Raw genomic sequence first — 16713 nt, forward strand, 5'->3', positions numbered from 1 at the left:
TCGACGCGTGCGGGTGCCCGAAGTCGGTAGGCTTGAGCAGTGACCACCACCAACAGCCCTGGACTCTTCATCGCCTTTGAAGGCGGCGACGGTGCCGGCAAGTCCACCCAGGCTGCCCTGCTCGCAGAGGCCCTGGAATCGCGGGGCCTGACGGTCCTGCGCACACGCGAACCCGGCGGAACACCCATCGGGGAGAAACTGCGTTCGCTGGTCCTGGACCACGGCCACGGCCACATCGACGCCCACACCGAGGCGCTCATCTTCGCCGCCTCACGCGCGGCCCACGCCAGCCAGGTGATCCGCCCGGCACTGGAGCGTGGCGAGGTGGTCCTGACCGACCGCTACATTGATTCATCCGTTGCGTACCAGGGTGCCGGCCGGGAGCTCGGGACCGACGCCGTCCGTTCGCTCAACGAATGGGCCACCTCCGGGCTGCAGCCGGATCTGACGGTGCTGTTGGACGTGGACCCCGCCGTTGGCCGCCGCCGCCGCACCGCCGGCGATGCCGCCGAAGACCGGCTGGAGTCCGAAGCTGACGAGTTCCACACCACCATCCGTGACGCGTTCCTGGAGCTCGCCGCCAGCCGCCCCGCTACCTACCTCGTCCTGTCCGCGCACCTGCCTGTCCACGACATTGCCGCGCAGATCCTGGCGCGCCTCGAATCGCTGCTCACGGCTGCGCCGGGTGCCGCATGACGGTGTGGGATGACCTCCAGGGCCAGCCCGCCGTCGTCGAACAGTTGCGGAACGCGACGCTGGGTGATGGGCTCACGCACGCGTGGCTGTTCACGGGTCCGCCCGGTTCCGGGCGTTCCAATGCTGCGAAGGCCTTTGCCGCGGCCCTGAACTGTGACCAGGAAGACGTTGCCAGGCGCGGCTGCGGCGAGTGTGCCGCCTGCCTGACCATCCTCGGAGAGACGCATTCGGACGTGACGTTTGTCCGGACCGAGAAGGTCACCATCACCATCGATGAGGCCCGCGACCTGGTGTCCACGGCGGGCAACCGGCCGTCTTCCGGACGGTGGCGGATCATCGTGGTGGAGGACGCAGACCGCATGGCCGAGCGCACCACCAACGTGCTGCTGAAGGCGATCGAAGAGCCCACACCGCGGACCATTTGGATGCTGTGTGCGCCATCGCCCGCCGATGTCCTGGTGACCATCCGTTCCCGCTGCCGGGCTGTCGCCCTGCGGCTGCCCCCGGCCGCCGACGTCGCGGCTTTGCTGGTAAAGCGCGACGGCGTGGAACCGGCCCTCGCCGAGCGCGCGGCCCGCGCGGCACAAAGCCATGTGGGGATTGCCCGCCGCCTGGCGCGGGATCCGGAGGCGCGCGAGCGCCGGCTGGAGACTGTGCGGTTCCCGCTTGGCCTGCGCGGCGTCACCGCCGCAGTGATGATGGCGGACAAGCTCGTGAAGATCGCCACTGCCGAGGCCAACAGTTCCAATGAAGAGCGCGACGCCGCCGAGAAGGCTGCGCTGCTGGCTACCCTGGGTGCCCCGGAATCCGGGACGCTTCCGCCGGCCATGCGGAGCCAGATCAAGCAGTTGGAGGAGGACCAGAAACGCCGGGCGAAACGGTCCATCACCGATTCCCTGGACCGGACCCTCACGGATCTGCTCTCGTTCTACCGGGACGTGCTGATTATCCAGCTGGGGAACAGCGTGGAGCTGGTGAACGTTGAACTCAGGAATGAGTTGGAGGAATTCGCCGGCCGGTCCGCCCCCGAAACAACTCTTGCCCGCATGGACGCCATCAACAAAGCCCGCCAACGCATCACCACCACCAACGTTGCTCCGCTGTTGACCATCGAGTCCATGGCCGCCAGCCTCATCTAGCCCCTCCAAGGAGACTTCCCGAATGACTGCTCGCCCCCTGCCCGCACGCTCCCGATCCCTGGTGATTGGGCTGCGGGCTGCCGGCGCCCTGGTCCTGGCCATGACGCTGGCATCGTGCAGCCTCCTCGGCGGCGACAAGCCGGACGAGGCACCCACAACGGCCAAGGCGGATCCCTCCATTGTGGCTTCCGCCCCGGCAGGGCTCGACTCCTTCTACTCGCAGGAGGTGGTGTGGGAGCCGTGCGAAAACGGCTTCCAGTGCGCCACGGTGAGCGTGCCCCTTGACTACGCGAATCCTGATGGGGACAAGATTGAGCTCGCCGCCCTGCGGGCCCCCAGCACAGGCAAGAAGCAGGGAAGCCTGCTGGTCAACCCGGGAGGACCCGGCGGCTCCGGCTACGACTTCGTCAAGGATGCCGCAGGGACCCACTTCTCCCAGTCCGTCAAGGCAAACTACGACCTTGTGGGCTTCGATCCGCGCGGCGTCAAACGCTCCGCCCCCGTGAAGTGCATGACTGACGCGGAGCGGGACGCTGCGCGTGCCAAGGTCTACGACTACGGGACCGACGCCGGTATCGCCGCCGTACTGGCCGACAACAAGGCAATCGCTGAGCAATGCGCGGCCCAGACCGGACCCCTGCTGGGCCATATCGACACCGTCAGCGCAGCCAAGGACCTGGACATCCTGCGGGCCGTGGTGAACGATTCGAAACTCAACTACCTGGGCTACTCCTACGGCACGTTCCTTGGTTCCACGTACGCCTCGCTGTTCCCGGACAACGTTGGCCGGATGGTTCTGGACGGCGCCCTTGATCCGTCCATCAGCAATGAGGAACTGACGATGGGCCAGGCCGTTGCCTTCGAAAAAGCCATCCGGGCCTACGTGGCCAGCTGCCAGCGCGGAGAGGGCTGCCCCCTCACGGGCGATGTGGACAGCGGGGTCCAGCAGATCCGCGACCTCATCGCGGCAGTCCAGAACAGGGCCTGGCAGGCCAAGGACGGCCGCACGGTGAATGCCACCATGTTTGTGAGCGGCCTCATCACTCCGCTGTACAACGACCAGAGCTGGCCCGCACTGACCCAGGCCCTCGAAAGCGCCCTCAAAGGTGATGCCAGCCTGATGCTCCGCCTGGCGGACCTCGGTGCAGACCGCGGCACCGACGGCAAATACACCTCAAACTCCACGTTCGCCTTCAGTGCCATCAACTGCCTGGACTACCCCATGGTCTCCGACACGGCAGCGATGCGGGCCGAGGAGCAGCGTCTGCGGCAGGCGTCCCCCACACTGGGCTACTTCTTCGCCTACGGTGGAACCAACTGCGTGGACTGGCCGTACGACAGCGTACGCACCCCCGCGCCGGTGGAATACACCGGCGATGCCCCGATCGTCGTGATCGGCACCACGGGAGACCCTGCCACCCCCGTGGAATGGTCCGCTTCCTTGCGCAAGCAGCTGGGGAACGCCTCACTGATGACCTGGCAGGGCGAAGGCCACACGGCGTACGGCCGGGCGAACAGCTGCCTCGAGGATGCTGTGGACAGCTACCTCGTGGACGGCAAGGTGCCTGCCGACAACACTGTGTGCTGAACGCCTCCGGGTCCCATTTTGACCCGGACGGCGGGACTCTATTACAGTTGACTCTTGCATGAAGCGCCCGGTTTCGCCGGGAGATCCATGCGGTGCTTCCTTAGCTCAGTCGGTAGAGCGTTTCACTCGTAATGAAAAGGTCATCAGTTCGATTCTGATAGGAAGCTCGGGACAAACCCCCTAGAAACCACGGTTTTTAGGGGGTTTTTCGCTGGCTTGGGGAAAAGCGGGGAATCTTATGGATTCGCCGCTTTTTCTTTCGAAGGCTTTGGATAAAATCAAGGTTCAACGCTCAGTCGACCGCGGCCCCGGCGTCTGCCAGGCCGATAAAGCCCCAGGTGAGCAGAGAGGCCAGCCATGGACTTCACTCAGTCCGCTGAACAGCAGCTCGATCCATTCCCCCACTACGAACGGATGCGGGAAACGGCCCCTGTCTTTTACGACGAACAGTCGGGAAGTTGGCACGTCTTCCGGTACGACGACGTTCAGCGGGCGCTGTCCGACTATGCGGCATTCTCTTCCCGCATCGGCGGTGACGATGCGTCCGGGACCGGCCAGCTGTTCTCCTCGAGCCTGATCGCCACCGATCCCCCACGGCACCGGCAGCTCCGTTCCCTGGTCACCCAGGCGTTCACGCCCAGAGCAGTGGACGCGCTGGCTCCCCGTATCGCCGGGCTCACTGATGAGCTCCTCGAGGGGATCGCAGGGCGCGGCAGCGCAGACCTGATTGAGGAATTGGCCTACCCTTTGCCGGTCATCGTGATCTCCGAACTCATGGGCATCCCCGCCGAGGACCGTGAGCGCTTCAAACACTGGTCCGATGTGATTGTCAGCCAAACGCGGACCGGTTCCGCCAGTGAGGACCACTCCGCCACGAACGCTGAGATGACGGCGTACTTCCTGGCCCTGATTGATAAACGCAGGAGCCGGCCCGGCAACGACCTGATCAGCACCCTGCTGGCCGCGGAGATCGACGGCCAAAAACTGACGGTGCCCGAACTGCTCGGGTTCTGCGCTCTCCTGCTCGTCGCCGGCAATGAGACCACCACCAATCTGATCGGCAACGCCGTTTTGTGCCTGGCTGAGTCGCCCGGAACCATGGACCGCCTCCTGGAGGCGCCCGACCTGCTCCCGCAGACCATCGAAGAGGTGCTCCGCTTCCGGTCGCCGGTCCAGTCCATGTACCGGATGACGGTCGCGGAGACCACCCTGGGAGACGACATAATTCCCGCCGGCGCTCCGATTGTGGCGTGGATCGGCTCCGCCAACCGCGACGAGCGGCAGTTCCAGCGGCCAGCCGAGTTCGACATTGACCGCGGCCAGAATCGGCATCTGGCGTTCGGCCACGGCATTCACTTTTGCCTCGGGGCGCCGCTGGCCAGACTCGAAGCCAGGATCGCACTGGAGGCCATACTCTCCCGATTGCCCGGGCTTGCCCTGGTGGAGGGGGCACGGCTCGAACGAATGGAAAGCACCATCATCTATGGGCTGATGGAACTGCCGGTAAGTTGGCAGCCGGCCTGACAGCCACTGGACAGCAAGACTCAGAGGAGCCGCGAAGCTTCTGTACCCTGGCTGCGGCGGCCGGAGCTTTCCAGGGACCAGCCGGTCCGCGGTTTGGTCAGCGGCGGGTGGATGTGCCGGTCGGTGGCGGTGAACAGGGCCGCAGGTGCGCCGGCGGCAGCCCTGGCCTTCTTCCCGGTGTCGTCCAGTTGGGGCATCATCTTGCGGGTGAAGTTCCCGGCGGGCAGGGTGACGTTCCAGACCGCCTCGTAGACCGTGCGGAGCTGGGTCATCGTGAACTCGGCAGGCAGCAGCCGGGAGGCGACCGTCGTGTATTCCATCTTCCCGGCGAGCCGCTCAAGCCCGTCGCGCAGGATGGCGGTGTGGTCAAACGCCAGGGCGGCGCCGGCGAAAACTTCGTGCACCGGGTGCCACACAGCGGCCGAGGCGTCTGTGCCTGCAGAGATTTCGGGCAGCGTCCGGCCGTCGGTGGCCAGCAGAACCAAATGCGCGACGGAGACCACCCGCATGCGCGGGTCCCGGTCCGGCTCCGTGTAGGTGGCCAACTGCTCCACGTGGACCGGCAGCTTCCCAAGGTCCAGGCCAGTTTCTTCGGCAAGCTCCCGGTGTGCGGCCTGTTCTGCCGATTCGTGGGGGCCAACAAAGCCACCGGGCAGGGCAAGCATGTCCTTGAACGGGTGGCCGCCACGGCGGACCAGGGCGGTGTGGAGTACTCCCACGGACACGGCGAAGACCACGAGGTCGGCGGTCAGCGCAATCGAGGGATAGTCCCTGGGCTTGTAAGTGTCGAGGAATTCCTTTTCGGACTTCGGATCGGTCATGCCGTGACACCTTCCAGGACGGTACGGGTGACCCAGGGCGGGGATGTGAATTCGCTCCGCCGGGCGAGGATGAGATCGATGATTTCGACGGCGGTCGCCATTCGCCGCTCATGGTCGCCGCTGACCAGGATCCAGGAGTGGCCCTCATCGGTCAGGGTCTCCTTGAACCATTCAGTCATGTCTGCCCGGCGGTGTTCGCCTTCACGCCAGCCATCATCTTCGAAATCCACACCATCATGATCGGTGATCAGGTACAGATCACGCTGGGGCAGGTTGCCGGCGGCGTGGAAAGACCCGTAGCTGCGCTCGCCGAGGTAGAACCGCTCCCAGAGGGTGGTGGCCAGTGAATCGGTGTCGGCGATGACCAGCGGGCAGGCATCGGCGGCCGCGCTCTCCATTGCGTTCTGCCGTGCACCGATCCTGCCGAAGTCCTGTTCGGTCCAGACCATGTCTCCGAGCTGGGCGTCCGGCTTCCCGCGCTGCAGGGCCTCGAACTTTTTGTACGTGTATTCCCGGCCGTACTCCGGCACGTCCGCCAGGCGGGGAAACCGGGTCCGGTAGCGCCCGGTGAGCCCCGTGGTCAGGGTGGTGGTGCCGCTGGATTCGGCACCGACGACAATGATCCGGGTGGCGAGCTCCTGCCGGGCCGGGCCTATGATGTACGGCCAGGCAGCCCCGAGGGCATCCCGGCACAAGGTGCCGCTGACCTGGTAGGTGGTCCGGGACTGGTCCACGAGGACGTGGCCGGCACCAAACGCCGCGGCCAGCCGGGCACCGTACTCCTCGGAACTGAAGACCGCGTCCACTGCTGTGACACCGCGGGATTTCAGGGCCAGGCGCATTAATTCTGCCTGGGCCTTCCAGATCTCTTCCGAGTGATAGTCCTCCGGGCAGTCGTTCCGCATCCCGATGACCTGGACCCCGGCCGTGTCAGCGAACTCGGCGGCCAGCCACTTGGCCCGGTCCGCGACAGTGATGGATTCGAAGCGGTTGCCCAGGACGAGGACCGAGACGTTATCCGACTGGGCGGCAGCGGTGTTGATCAGGTGGGCGTGTCCGGCGTGCGGCGGGTAGAACTTGCCGATGACCATAGCGTTCTTGAACATCTCAGGCTCCTGACATAACGGTCTCGGGTGTGCGGACTGTTGCGAGGCTACGGGTGCGCTTCCAGTCGATGAGGCCGTAGATGCACAGGGCCAGGAAGCCGGCATAGAGGACGGCGGTGAGCGTCAGACCCCGGCTGAAGTACAGCGGAATGGAGACGATATCGATGAAGATCCACGCGTACCAGTGCTGGAAGATCTTCTTGGCCTGCCCGTAGGTGGCGACCAGGGAGGCGGTCAGGACGAAGGCGTCCGGCCAGGGAACCTGGGAGTCCGTGCCGTGGGTGAGAATCATGGCGACGCCGGCGGTTCCCACGAGGGTGGCGGCCAGTCCAAGGAGCATCTCTTTGCCGGTGGCATCCCGGATGGGCAGGTCGTTCTTGCCTGCGGTGGCGGCGTTGCCGCGGACCCAATTGAACCAGCCGTAAACGGCAACGGCGGCGAAGATGACCTGCAGGACGGTTTCGCCATAGAGACCGGCCCCCAGGAACAGGATGATGAAAGCGAAGTTGTTCAAGATGCCGACGGGCCAGTTCCACAGCTTCTGCCGGGCGACGCCGTAGACGCACGCGGCACCTGTCACGAAGCCGATGATCTCGATCCAGCTCACGGGGTTGCCGAGGAGGCTGGGGATGGCTGCGGAGTTCATCCAGTCAAGCAGGGCGTTCATGGCGTTCCCATCGTTATTATCAAGCTGACAAGAACGACTCTAACAGCATTATTATCAGCCTGACAATACCCCAGCAACTCACGAGTCCGACCCTGATCAGAAGCCCGCGAGAAACCCCCTGGAATCAGGTCTCCAGGGGGTCTGTCGTTGGCGTCGCGGGGATGCCCTGTCGGCTAGCCGCCGGCTGGCGCGACCACAACTGCCGGCGAACCCTGGTTGAGCGGGTTGTTCGTAGCGGATGGGGCGACCACCCCGAATTCATAGCCCTTGGCCCGCAGCGCGTCGATGGTAGTGGCCAAGTAGTTCCACTGCGACGAGGGGCAGGACAGTACGTCTTCAGCGTCGTGGAGCAGGATGATGGCGCCGGGCGCCGCCTCGTCCATCACATACTTCTGGACGCGGGCCGCACCGGGGCACTCGAAGTCTCCAGGTTGGCCGATGTGCCAGCGCCAAAGAACCCCGCCGCTCATGCCGATGGATTTGAGGTAGTTCACCGCGTAGGACGTGCTGTTACCGAACGGGAAGCGCATGAGCCTGGGGGTCTCGCCCGTGATGGCCTGGATGGCGGCGTTGGTACGGTCGATCTGCTGCCTCTGCCTCGTCTGGCTGAGTTCGGGGAAGTTCGCGTGGTCCCACGAGTGGTTGCCGATCACGTGCCCTTCGGCTTTGATCCTGCGGACCAGATCGGGGTACTGCTGCGCGTTGGAGCCTTGAAGGAAGAACGTCGCCTTGACGCCCTTCTGCTTGAGGACGTCGAGGACGAAAGCGGTGCGCTGAGGCGAGGGCCCGTCGTCGAACGTCAGGCCGATGAGCGGCTTATCCGCGGCATTGGCCGCCCCGGCCGGGGCGCCTACAAGGAAGGCTGCCATGAGCAGCATCAGGAACGCACTCATCATGAGCCTGATTGGAGTTCGAGCCATGCGGGACACCTCTTCCGGGAGGATATGTGCGGTAAGGGATACCAAGCAGTCTTACAGCGGATCCGGTGCCCCTTCAAGGTAACTCCCTACCTAACGGGAACCCTTTCAAGGCAACGCCCTACCTAACGGCCCCACGCCGGGCGGGAATCCAGCCTGGGCCTCCGGGTCCCATTACGGGGGTTCGCCATCCAGCCGTGGCCGGATCGACGGATGAAAGACTTGGCCCATGACGTCAGCGCCCGGCAGGGAACGCCCCACCCTTGTATTCATTCACGGCGGCGGCGTGGGGCCCTGGATGTGGGCGGACCAAACAGCCCATTTTTCCGCTGACTATTCAGTACTCACCCCCACCCTCCCGGGCCACCACCTGCACGACCCATCTTCCTTTTCCACGCACGCCGAGGCTGCAAAGGAAGTCGCCCGGGAGACAGGTCTTCTGGGCCTGTCCCGTCCGGTGACCGTCATTGGCTTCTCCCTCGGCGGCCAGACGGCGACGCAACTGGCCGCTTCGTACCCTGACCACGTGGAGCGCCTCGTGGTGGTCAGTTCCCTCATGAGCCCCTGGCCGGGAGCAACCGTCTTCGGCGCCCTGGCAGCGGCCTCCGCTCCTTTGGCCAGGAGCCGGTGCTTCGCCCGGGCCCAGGCCGCTCAACTCGCTGTTCCTGCCGAGATGTTCGACGACTACTACGCCTTGTCCCGGTCCATCTCGGCCCGAACACTCCGGCGATTGATACAGGCAAACTTTTCCTTTTCGGTCCCGGACGAAGTCCTGAGCTCCCCCATCCCGGCTCTCCTCATGGCCGGCGACAAAGAAGAGACCCGGCTCGTGCGGGCCATGGAGGACGTCCACGCAAAGATGCGCAACAGCTCGCTCCAGATCCACCCGGGCGTTGGACACGGTATGCCGTTGGCGCAGCCCGGGTTGTTCAACGCATCGCTGCGCCGCTGGCTGGAAACAGTCTAGGCAGGGCCCGTTACATTTATGGGTCCCCGAGGGTCGGCCCGCCAGGCTCCGCCTATGATGGCGTGCATGGATGACAAGGCACTGACGGCCATCGCGCTGGACCTTTATGCCCTGCCATTCGAGGAATTCATGGCGGCCAGGACAGCGGCGGCCAAAGCATCACCCGGCTCCCCGAAGGAGCTCACTGCCGCCGTCAAAGCCCTCCCCAAACCGTCCGTGGCTGCCTGGGCCGTCAACATGATGGCGGTCCATGAACCCGGGGTTCTCGCGCAGCTCGCCGACCTGGGCCAGCGGATGCGCGCTGCCCAGGCCACCTTCGATGCCGCCGCCCTCCGGGAACTGACGCGGGAGCGACGCGCCCTCCTGGCCGCCGCCGTCGACACCGCCCGTTCTGTCGCCGAACGCCAGGGACGCGCCATCAGTGCCACCATCGCCGCCGACGTCGAACGGACGTTCGGCGCCCTGATCGCGGACGAAGGAGCCGCGGCCGCGGTACAAAGCGGGCTGCTGGTGCAAACGCTGTCCGCCGACGGCGTGGACACCGTGGACCTCGACGGCGCCGTGGCAGTTCCCGGAGCCGTGCAGGTTCCCCGCACGTCCCTGCCGCGCACAGCCGCAGCGCCTCCACCCACGCCTGCCAGGGCGGCCGCACCAAAGCAGGAAGCACACCGGCAACGCGCGACGGCGGAACCCGCCACCGGGCAACCCTCGGACCAGCCGCGCCTCAAGGCTGTCCGGGAGACTCCCCGGCCGTCGTCGCCTTCCGCCCTGGAGAAAGCCAAAGCCGCCCTGGCAGAGGCCCGGGAAGCCGAGGAGGAGGCCGCCGGGCTGGCCGCCGACCGGCAAGAGCAGTCTGAGGAGGCAGAGCTTGCGGTTGCGGAGCTGGTCCGCGAAACCCGGGACCTCCGGGCGCGGCTGAAGACTGCTGAGGAGGAGCTGGACAGGGCCCGTAAGCAGCAGGCGGCCGCCGCAGCCGAAGCCAAACAAGCGGCCAGGGCGGCCCGGAAGGCAGAGCGTTCAGCCGTGCTCGCCCAGGAGCGGGTCCTCCGGCTGGGCAACACGCGGGACTGATGACCAGTGATTGTCAGACCCCGGTTGCACACTGGATTTATGGAAAACCAACTCGCTCACGAATACCACGTCACCTACTTCGACGCCGACTGTGGCCGGATCCGCAACGAAAGCTTCGACTCCCGCGCGGAGGCCGAGCGTTTTGCCAGCCGGAACTGCACTAGCGAGGACTCCTGGGCCGTCATTGACGAGGTCACGGTGGAACAGTCCCGGATCGCCGCCTGACACTTCACGCCGTGAACTAGCCGGAAAGAGTCTCCGGCCGGCCTGAGGCATCCTCCGCAAGGCGGCGTTCGGCGTCTGCCACCTGCTCGAATACCGATTCCGCGCGGCGCCGCACTGACGCCGCTCCCACCGGGATTGGTCCGACAGCCAGCCGCAGCATAGCAGCGGCCTCAGCAGTGGTGGCCAGCGAGTTGCCGGCTTTGGACAGCGACCGGTGGACACCGGCCAGCGCCCCCGGAATGTCCAGACCGTCGCTGGGTGATCGCCGCTGGGCCTCCACGCAGACAGTGCGGACCCGGTCCAGGAGATCAGCCAATTCATTGGCCACCTGGACCAGTTCGGCGTACAGCTGCTCGTCTTCGACGCCCTCAAGTACCTGGTGGTAGCGGTCCAGTCCCCGGTGGAAGCGATCGTGGGCGCGGCGCCACAGACCCTTGCCGAGCTCGGCATCGTCTTTGCGCCCCTGGCGGGCGGCATTAAAGAATCCCACGAAAGAAACCTAGAGGTACTGTCCGGGGCCGTGGTCCGGGTCTTCCGGACGGCCGGGTGTGGCCGCGCCGGGCCGTTGCTGGCCTGCAGTGGCCCGTTGCGGTTCGCCGTTCTCACCGATCACCACACCCGGGGCAATCATGGTGCCCGGCGGCAGCTGCTTCAGTTGCATTTGGGCGACAGCATGCTCGCGGGCTGCGTGCTGGGCAGCGATGGCTGTCTGGATGCCGTGGAAGAGGCCTTCCAGCCACCCGACCAGCTGCGCCTGGGCGATCCGGAGCTCTGCGTCCGACGGCGTGGCATCCTCAGGAAAGGGCAGGCTGATCCGCTCCAGTTCCTCCACGAGTTCGGGGGCCAGCCCGTCCTCCAGCTCTTTGATGGACCGCTCGTGGATCTCGGCCAGGCGTTCGCGCGCAGCTTCATCCAGGGGCGCTGACTTAACTTCTTCCAGGAGCTGCCGGATCATGGTCCCGATCCGCATGACCTTCGCGGGCTCGTCCACCAGGTCCTGCACGCTGCTGCCCTTTGCCTTGTTGGCCGCCGGACCGGCACCGGCAGGCCCGGTGGCGAATGGGCCGGCGGCAGCAGGTGCAACCGGTTGGCCGTTCTCAAGGGTCCTGCCCTCCACAAGAACGTCGTCGGGCTGAGTGTCGTTCGGATCGCTCATGCGTTCATACTCTCACGGGCTGGCGGCGCGCGGTCCAGTCGATGACGCAGTACAACTCCCGACGCCGGCCGGCCACACCCGCGACGATGGATTTCACTGTCCCGCGCACCAAGGCCAGACAGCCGGAAGCCGGCCAACCCGTGAAGGCTGGCCGGCTTGTGAGGGGCTTGTGCAGGCGGCTCAGGCGGTCAGCCTCAGCAGCACCGGCCCTGGGGGTTGGAGTCCTGCCGGTCCGTCCTGTCGCGCCAGAACTCACGCTCGCTCAAGGGCGGTTCCTGGTGTCCTGCTGCGCGGTGGAACTCCACATACTTTGTATAAGCATCCGCCCCCATAACACCGCCAAGGTACCGGGCGATTCCGCGGAACCCCGTTGCCAGGACGTCCAGACCCGTGCTCATCAGTGGTGCCGTGCGCTGTCGAACCGGACGTCGGCGGGCAGCTTGTTCCATTCCGCCAGCAGTTCTTTTTCCGCCGGGGTGGGGATCAGCCCTGCGGGTGCGAAAACCTTGGACGGACGGGCCGGGTCCTCATGGTTGGGATTCGGCCGTCCGGCCTGCTGGTTTTGGAAGGCCTGGACGGTAGCGATGACGGCCGTGGCAATCACGATGATGCTCAGCACCACGAAGATCACCGACAGCCAGCCCTGGATTGCGGTATTGCGGACTACGGCTTCCATGGCGGCAACACTCTTGGCGGTACCGAACTCGGTCTTGCCATCCGCGAGGGCCTTGCTGAAGGCCGCGTTGTTGGCGAAGTAGCCGACGGCGGGCGTGGACGAGAAGATCTTCTGGTAGCTCGCGGTGATTGTCACCACCGCCGCAAAGGCCAGCGGAAGCGCCACAATCCACAGATATTTGAACGTTCCGCGCCGGGCGACAATGGCCAGGCAGACAGAAAGCGCAATCGCGGCGAGCAATTGGTTGGCGATGCCAAACAGCGGGAAGAGTGTGTTGATCCCGCCCAGCGGATCGGTCACTCCCATCAGCAGCACGGCACCCCAGGCGCCCACCATGATGGCCGTGCAGAGCCACGCGCCTGGCCGCCAGGAGTGTTCCTTGAATTTCGGGGCGAAGTTGCCGATTGAATCCTGGAGCATAAAGCGCGCAACGCGGGTTCCGGCGTCAACCGCGGTCAGGATGAACAGCGCCTCAAACATGATGGCGAAGTGGTACCAGAACGCCATCATGGCCGTGCCGCCGATGAACTGCTGCATGATGTGGGCAAGACCGACCGCGAGGGTGGGTGCGCCGCCGGTGCGGGAGACGATGCTTTCTTCGCCGACGTTCCTGGCCGTCTCGGCGAGCAGTTCCGGTCCGATGTTCACGCCGGACAGTCCCAGGCTGTTGACCCAGGCTGCGGCAGTTTCCACGGTTCCGCCGGTCAGGGCGGCAGGAGCGTTCATGGCGAAGTAGAGGCCGCGGTCAATCGAGATGGCTGCAACGAGAGCCATGATGGCCACGAAGGACTCCATCAGCATGCCGCCGTAGCCGATGTAGCGGCTCTGCCGCTCCTTCTCGATGAGTTTGGGGGTGGTGCCGGAGGAAATCAGGGCGTGGAAGCCTGACAACGCCCCGCAGGCAATGGTGACGAACAGGAAGGGGAAGAGGGCCCCGGGGAAGACCGGTCCGTTGTCCCGGCCGGCAAATTCGCTGAAGGCCGGGACGGTGATTTCCGGGCGGACCACAATGATGGCCAGTGCGAGCATCACGATCACACCGATCTTCATGAATGTTGACAGGTAGTCGCGGGGTGCCAGCAGGAGCCAGACCGGAAGGATGGCCGCGATGAAGCCGTAAACGATCAGTCCCCACGCGATGGTCACCTTGTCCAGCGTGAAGAACGTTGCGCCCCATTCGGTCTCCGCCACGATGCCGCCGCCGATGATGGCCGCCATCAGCAGGACGAAGCCGATGAGGGACACTTCCATGACCTTGCCCGGCCGGAGGAACCGGAGGTAGACGCCCATAAAGAGTGCGATGGGAATGGTCATGCCGACGGAGAAGACACCCCAGGGGCTTTCAGCCAGCGCGTTGACCACGACGAGCGCCAGGATCGCCACGATGATGACCATGATCAGGAGTGTGGCGATGAGTGCCGCTGTGCCGCCGATGACACCGAGTTCTTCCCGGGCCATCTGGCCCAGGGAACGGCCGCCGCGGCGCATGGAGAAGAACATCACCACGTAGTCCTGCACAGCACCGGCGAGCACAACGCCAATGATGATCCAGATCGTGCCGGGCAGGTAGCCCATCTGGGCCGCGAGGATCGGACCGACCAAAGGCCCGGCACCTGCAATGGCGGCAAAGTGGTGGCCGAACAGGACGTTGCGGTCAGTCCGGACGTAATCCTTGCCGTCAGCCTTGTACTCAGCAGGCGTGGCGCGCCGGTCATCGGGCTTGGTGATGTAGCGCTCGATCACCTTCGAATAGAAGCGGTAGCCGATCAGGTAGGTGCAGACCGAGGCGAACACGAACCAGATGGCGTTGACGGTCTCGCCGCGGATGATTGCCACCATGAACCAGGCCACACCCCCGAGCAGTGCGATGGCAGCCCACAAGGCAATCTTGGCCGGCGTCCATTTTTTCTCTTCAGCCTCGCGGACGGCCTCGTCCACGGCAGTGGGTGGAAGGTCCGGGTTGGCGGTCAGCGGGCCGCCCCGTTTCGCTGAACCTGCCGGTTCCTCAGGCCTGGTGGCCATGTCTCCTCCTTGAGAGTTTGTGCTTCGATCGATAGCTCAGAGGCACCCTACCAACGCCGCCCCGCCACGGGGACGGCAACCGCCGTCGTCGCGTGTCCCTGCGGCGAGCGGCAGCCTGGAGGCGTCCAATGACAGACCTCATGCCCCCACCGTAGGCCCGCGGCTTCCAATGGAAAAGACCCAACGGCGTAACGGATTGCGGCGGCCGGCATACCGAAGCCGCTGGTCAGGCCCCCACCTCCCGGGTTGAGGTCCTGGAAAACGTTCCGACCTGCGGCAGCCCCTGGCTCCTTATCGGCGCGTTTCCGGGGTGAGCGGGGCAGCTTCTTCCGAGGTGACGCCGTTGGACGGTTTTCGTGGCGTGCCCTGGCCGTTGGCTCCCGGGCCTGCGTTCTGGGCCTGCTGCACCATCCGCGCCTCGCAGAGATCCAGCCAGCGGACCTCGGCCTCGGTTTGGAAGATGAGCGAATCCAGTACCAGCAGCCAGGCGGTGTCCGCCGACTTCTGGTTGGCGGCCGTATCCCGCCGGGACCTGGTGTAATCCTGGTGCGCCCGGATGGACGCCACCCGCTGGGCCTGGATAATGGCCTGCACATCCACACCGGGCAGCGTCACGGCGAGCGCGAGCTTGATGGCGAGTTCGTTGCGTGGCGGGTTGGCGCGCTCCACGGGGGCGGCAAACCAGCCTTCGACTTCCGCCGCGCCCGCGGCGGTAATGCTGTAGATAACGTGGCCTTCGCCGTCGCTGCCATCGTTGCTGACCAGTCCGGCACGTTCCAGGCGGTCCAGCGTGGTGTACACCTGCCCGATGTTCAGCGGCCAGGTGGATCCGGTGCGGTTCTCGAACTCAACCCTGAGCTGGTAGCCGTACCGCGGCTGGTCCTGCAGCAGGGCGAGGAGGCTGTGGCGGATGGACATGTCACTCCTGGCGGGGGCGTGAGCCTGTGGCATGCACGGACCCCCAGGACGCGTGCATACTGCGTATGGCTCGAGAGTAACCCGACGCCCCGCCAGAAGCAATACTCAGTATTCACGGGGCCGGCGGCCCGGCCGCTACATGACCAGCAGGATCTTTCCCACGTGGTCGCCCGTGTCAAAGTATTTGTGCGCCTCCCCCGCCTGGTTCAGCGGGAAAGTTTTTGCCACCAGCGGACGGATGCTGCCGTCGGTGATAAGCGGCCACACCGACTCGCGCACGGCACCCATGATGGCGCCCTTCTCGGCCACGGGGCGGGGCCTCAGCGCTGTTGCCACCACGGCGGCCCGCTTCCGCAGGAGCTGGCCGAGATCGAGCTCGCCCTTGGCGCCGCCCTGCAGCCCGATGACCACGAGCCGGCCGTACTCGGCCAGCGCGTCAATATTCTTCGCCAGGTACTTGGCGCCCACCACATCCAGGATGACGTCCGCTCCCTTGCCGCCGTTCTGCCGGCGCAGGCTGTCCGGGAAGTCTTCCTCTTTGTAGTTGATGGCGATGTCCGCCCCCAGGAAGGCCTTGGCTGTGCCCACTTTCTCGTCAGACCCCGCAGTGGTGGCTACTTTGGCACCCAAGGCCTTGGCCATCTGGATGGCCATGGTGCCGATCCCCCCGGTGGCGCCGTGGATCAGGACTGTCTCGCCCGCCTGCAGCTGCGCCGTCATGACCAGGTTCGAGTACACCGTGGCCGCCACTTCGGGCAGGGACGCGGCAGTGACCAGGTCCACGCCGTCGGGAATCCTCAGGACCTGCTCCGCCGGCACGGCAACCTTCTCCGCGTAACCGCCGCCGGCCAGCAGCGCCACCACCTTGTCACCCACGGAGAACGCCTTCGTCACACCGGGGCCGAACCCTGCGATCCTCCCGGAGACCTCCAAGCCAGGAATCTCGGACGCACCGGGCGGCGGCGGGTAAAAGCCCCGGCGCTGCTGCACATCCGCGCGGTTCAGGCCGGCGGCGACGACGTCGATCAGCACCTCCCCCTGGCCGGGCACCGGAGCGTCCACTTCACGGACTTCCAGCACCTCCGGACCACCGGGTTCTGCGATGTAGATGGCTTTCATGGAGTACTCCCGTTTTCTAGCTGATTCGTGCCCCAGAACCAGTGTGCACCGGACGCACGGCAGACTCTGTTTTGTTGCAGCCAACTGCCTATGAAACACTA

Annotated in this window: 17 protein-coding genes and 1 tRNA gene; 8 read left to right on the forward strand and 10 right to left on the reverse strand. The window is 65.5% G+C overall.

Annotated features, from left to right (window positions below):
* Positions 1–39: 39 nt before the first annotated feature.
* From tmk to GUV69_RS10925, 5 genes are all read left to right on the forward strand, one after another.
* Positions 40–696 (forward strand): dTMP kinase, encoded by a 657-nt coding sequence (tmk, locus tag GUV69_RS10905; protein WP_164202249.1) that lies wholly within the window; start codon positions 40–42, stop codon positions 694–696.
* A complete protein-coding gene (locus GUV69_RS10910; protein WP_164202251.1) occupies positions 693–1835 on the forward strand; it encodes a DNA polymerase III subunit delta' in 1143 nt (380 codons plus the stop codon). The genes tmk and GUV69_RS10910 overlap by 4 nt, the downstream gene beginning before the upstream one ends.
* Positions 1836–1857: 22 nt before the next feature.
* Positions 1858–3423 (forward strand): alpha/beta hydrolase, encoded by a 1566-nt coding sequence (locus GUV69_RS10915; RefSeq protein ID WP_164202253.1) that lies wholly within the window; start codon positions 1858–1860, stop codon positions 3421–3423.
* Between the two features lie 94 nt (positions 3424–3517).
* Positions 3518–3590, forward strand: a tRNA-Thr gene (locus GUV69_RS10920).
* Positions 3591–3780: 190 nt separating this feature from the next.
* On the forward strand, positions 3781–4947 hold the full coding sequence (locus GUV69_RS10925) for a cytochrome P450 (RefSeq protein ID WP_164202255.1): 1167 nt from the start codon (positions 3781–3783) through the stop codon (positions 4945–4947).
* Positions 4948–4967: 20 nt separating this feature from the next.
* Here the strand turns inward: GUV69_RS10925 and GUV69_RS10930 are convergent, their stop codons facing one another.
* From GUV69_RS10930 to GUV69_RS10945, 4 genes are all read right to left on the reverse strand, one after another.
* Positions 4968–5768, reverse strand: a complete 801-nt coding sequence (locus tag GUV69_RS10930; RefSeq protein WP_164202257.1) for an NUDIX hydrolase — start codon at positions 5766–5768, stop codon at positions 4968–4970.
* Complete coding sequence (locus tag GUV69_RS10935) at positions 5765–6874, reverse strand: AAA family ATPase (RefSeq protein ID WP_164202259.1); 1110 nt, start codon at positions 6872–6874, stop codon at positions 5765–5767. Before GUV69_RS10935 ends, GUV69_RS10930 begins: the two co-directional genes overlap by 4 nt.
* Position 6875: 1 nt before the next feature.
* On the reverse strand, positions 6876–7541 hold the full coding sequence (gene pnuC, locus GUV69_RS10940; RefSeq protein WP_164202262.1) for a nicotinamide riboside transporter PnuC: 666 nt from the start codon (positions 7539–7541) through the stop codon (positions 6876–6878).
* 173 nt (positions 7542–7714) lie between these two features.
* Positions 7715–8461 carry a polysaccharide deacetylase family protein gene (locus GUV69_RS10945; protein WP_244292697.1) on the reverse strand — a complete coding sequence of 249 codons (747 nt, stop codon included), beginning with the start codon at positions 8459–8461 and terminating at the stop codon, positions 7715–7717.
* A gap of 226 nt (positions 8462–8687) precedes the next feature.
* On the opposite strand from GUV69_RS10945, the gene GUV69_RS10950 reads away from it, so the two are divergent.
* The 3 genes from GUV69_RS10950 to GUV69_RS10960 all read left to right on the forward strand — a co-directional run bounded on the left by GUV69_RS10950 (position 8688) and on the right by GUV69_RS10960 (position 10721).
* Positions 8688–9425, forward strand: coding sequence for an alpha/beta fold hydrolase (locus tag GUV69_RS10950; protein ID WP_164202264.1), 738 nt, complete (start codon positions 8688–8690; stop codon positions 9423–9425).
* Between the two features lie 66 nt (positions 9426–9491).
* Complete coding sequence (locus tag GUV69_RS10955) at positions 9492–10496, forward strand: hypothetical protein (RefSeq protein WP_164202265.1); 1005 nt, start codon at positions 9492–9494, stop codon at positions 10494–10496.
* 39 nt (positions 10497–10535) lie between these two features.
* Positions 10536–10721, forward strand: coding sequence for a hypothetical protein (locus GUV69_RS10960; RefSeq protein WP_164202267.1), 186 nt, complete (start codon positions 10536–10538; stop codon positions 10719–10721).
* 16 nt (positions 10722–10737) lie between these two features.
* Here GUV69_RS10960 and GUV69_RS10965 read toward each other — a convergent pair whose 3' ends face one another.
* The 6 genes from GUV69_RS10965 to GUV69_RS10990 form a co-directional block, all read right to left on the reverse strand.
* On the reverse strand, positions 10738–11211 hold the full coding sequence (locus tag GUV69_RS10965) for a hypothetical protein (protein WP_164202268.1): 474 nt from the start codon (positions 11209–11211) through the stop codon (positions 10738–10740).
* A gap of 9 nt (positions 11212–11220) precedes the next feature.
* The gene (locus GUV69_RS10970) at positions 11221–11877 is read right to left on the reverse strand and encodes a bacterial proteasome activator family protein (RefSeq protein ID WP_164202270.1); all 657 of its coding nucleotides are present in this window, start codon (positions 11875–11877) and stop codon (positions 11221–11223) included.
* A gap of 194 nt (positions 11878–12071) precedes the next feature.
* On the reverse strand, positions 12072–12275 hold the full coding sequence (locus GUV69_RS10975) for a YbdD/YjiX family protein (protein WP_164202272.1): 204 nt from the start codon (positions 12273–12275) through the stop codon (positions 12072–12074).
* Positions 12275–14575 carry a carbon starvation CstA family protein gene (locus tag GUV69_RS10980; protein WP_164202274.1) on the reverse strand — a complete coding sequence of 767 codons (2301 nt, stop codon included), beginning with the start codon at positions 14573–14575 and terminating at the stop codon, positions 12275–12277. Before GUV69_RS10980 ends, GUV69_RS10975 begins: the two co-directional genes overlap by 1 nt.
* 291 nt (positions 14576–14866) lie before the next feature.
* A complete protein-coding gene (locus GUV69_RS10985) occupies positions 14867–15493 on the reverse strand; it encodes a PadR family transcriptional regulator (protein WP_164202276.1) in 627 nt (208 codons plus the stop codon).
* Positions 15494–15628: 135 nt separating this feature from the next.
* Positions 15629–16612 carry an NAD(P)H-quinone oxidoreductase gene (locus tag GUV69_RS10990; RefSeq protein ID WP_164202277.1) on the reverse strand — a complete coding sequence of 328 codons (984 nt, stop codon included), beginning with the start codon at positions 16610–16612 and terminating at the stop codon, positions 15629–15631.
* Positions 16613–16713 lie beyond the last annotated feature (101 nt).

The sequence above is a fragment of the [Micrococcus luteus] ATCC 49442 genome (genome assembly GCF_010367585.1).
GTDB classification, from domain to species: Bacteria; Actinomycetota; Actinomycetes; order Actinomycetales; family Micrococcaceae; genus Arthrobacter; species Arthrobacter luteus_A.

Excerpts from the sequence above, each read along its gene's own strand:
- GUV69_RS10935 (WP_164202259.1), bottom strand. The coding sequence starts at position 6,874 with ATGTTCAAGAACGCTATGGTCATCGGCAAGTTCTACCCGCCGCACGCC.
- GUV69_RS10980 (WP_164202274.1), bottom strand. The coding sequence starts at position 14,575 with ATGGCCACCAGGCCTGAGGAACCGGCAGGTTCAGCGAAACGGGGCGGC.
- GUV69_RS10970 (WP_164202270.1), bottom strand. The coding sequence starts at position 11,877 with ATGAGCGATCCGAACGACACTCAGCCCGACGACGTTCTTGTGGAGGGC.
- pnuC (WP_164202262.1), bottom strand. The coding sequence starts at position 7,541 with ATGAACGCCCTGCTTGACTGGATGAACTCCGCAGCCATCCCCAGCCTC.
- GUV69_RS10960 (WP_164202267.1), top strand. The coding sequence starts at position 10,536 with ATGGAAAACCAACTCGCTCACGAATACCACGTCACCTACTTCGACGCC.
- GUV69_RS10930 (WP_164202257.1), bottom strand. The coding sequence starts at position 5,768 with ATGACCGATCCGAAGTCCGAAAAGGAATTCCTCGACACTTACAAGCCC.
- GUV69_RS10985 (WP_164202276.1), bottom strand. The coding sequence starts at position 15,493 with ATGTCCATCCGCCACAGCCTCCTCGCCCTGCTGCAGGACCAGCCGCGG.
- GUV69_RS10910 (WP_164202251.1), top strand. The coding sequence starts at position 693 with ATGACGGTGTGGGATGACCTCCAGGGCCAGCCCGCCGTCGTCGAACAG.
- GUV69_RS10925 (WP_164202255.1), top strand. The coding sequence starts at position 3,781 with ATGGACTTCACTCAGTCCGCTGAACAGCAGCTCGATCCATTCCCCCAC.
- GUV69_RS10945 (WP_244292697.1), bottom strand. The coding sequence starts at position 8,461 with ATGGCTCGAACTCCAATCAGGCTCATGATGAGTGCGTTCCTGATGCTG.
- GUV69_RS10975 (WP_164202272.1), bottom strand. The coding sequence starts at position 12,275 with ATGAGCACGGGTCTGGACGTCCTGGCAACGGGGTTCCGCGGAATCGCC.
- GUV69_RS10950 (WP_164202264.1), top strand. The coding sequence starts at position 8,688 with ATGACGTCAGCGCCCGGCAGGGAACGCCCCACCCTTGTATTCATTCAC.
- GUV69_RS10915 (WP_164202253.1), top strand. The coding sequence starts at position 1,858 with ATGACTGCTCGCCCCCTGCCCGCACGCTCCCGATCCCTGGTGATTGGG.
- GUV69_RS10990 (WP_164202277.1), bottom strand. The coding sequence starts at position 16,612 with ATGAAAGCCATCTACATCGCAGAACCCGGTGGTCCGGAGGTGCTGGAA.
- GUV69_RS10955 (WP_164202265.1), top strand. The coding sequence starts at position 9,492 with ATGGATGACAAGGCACTGACGGCCATCGCGCTGGACCTTTATGCCCTG.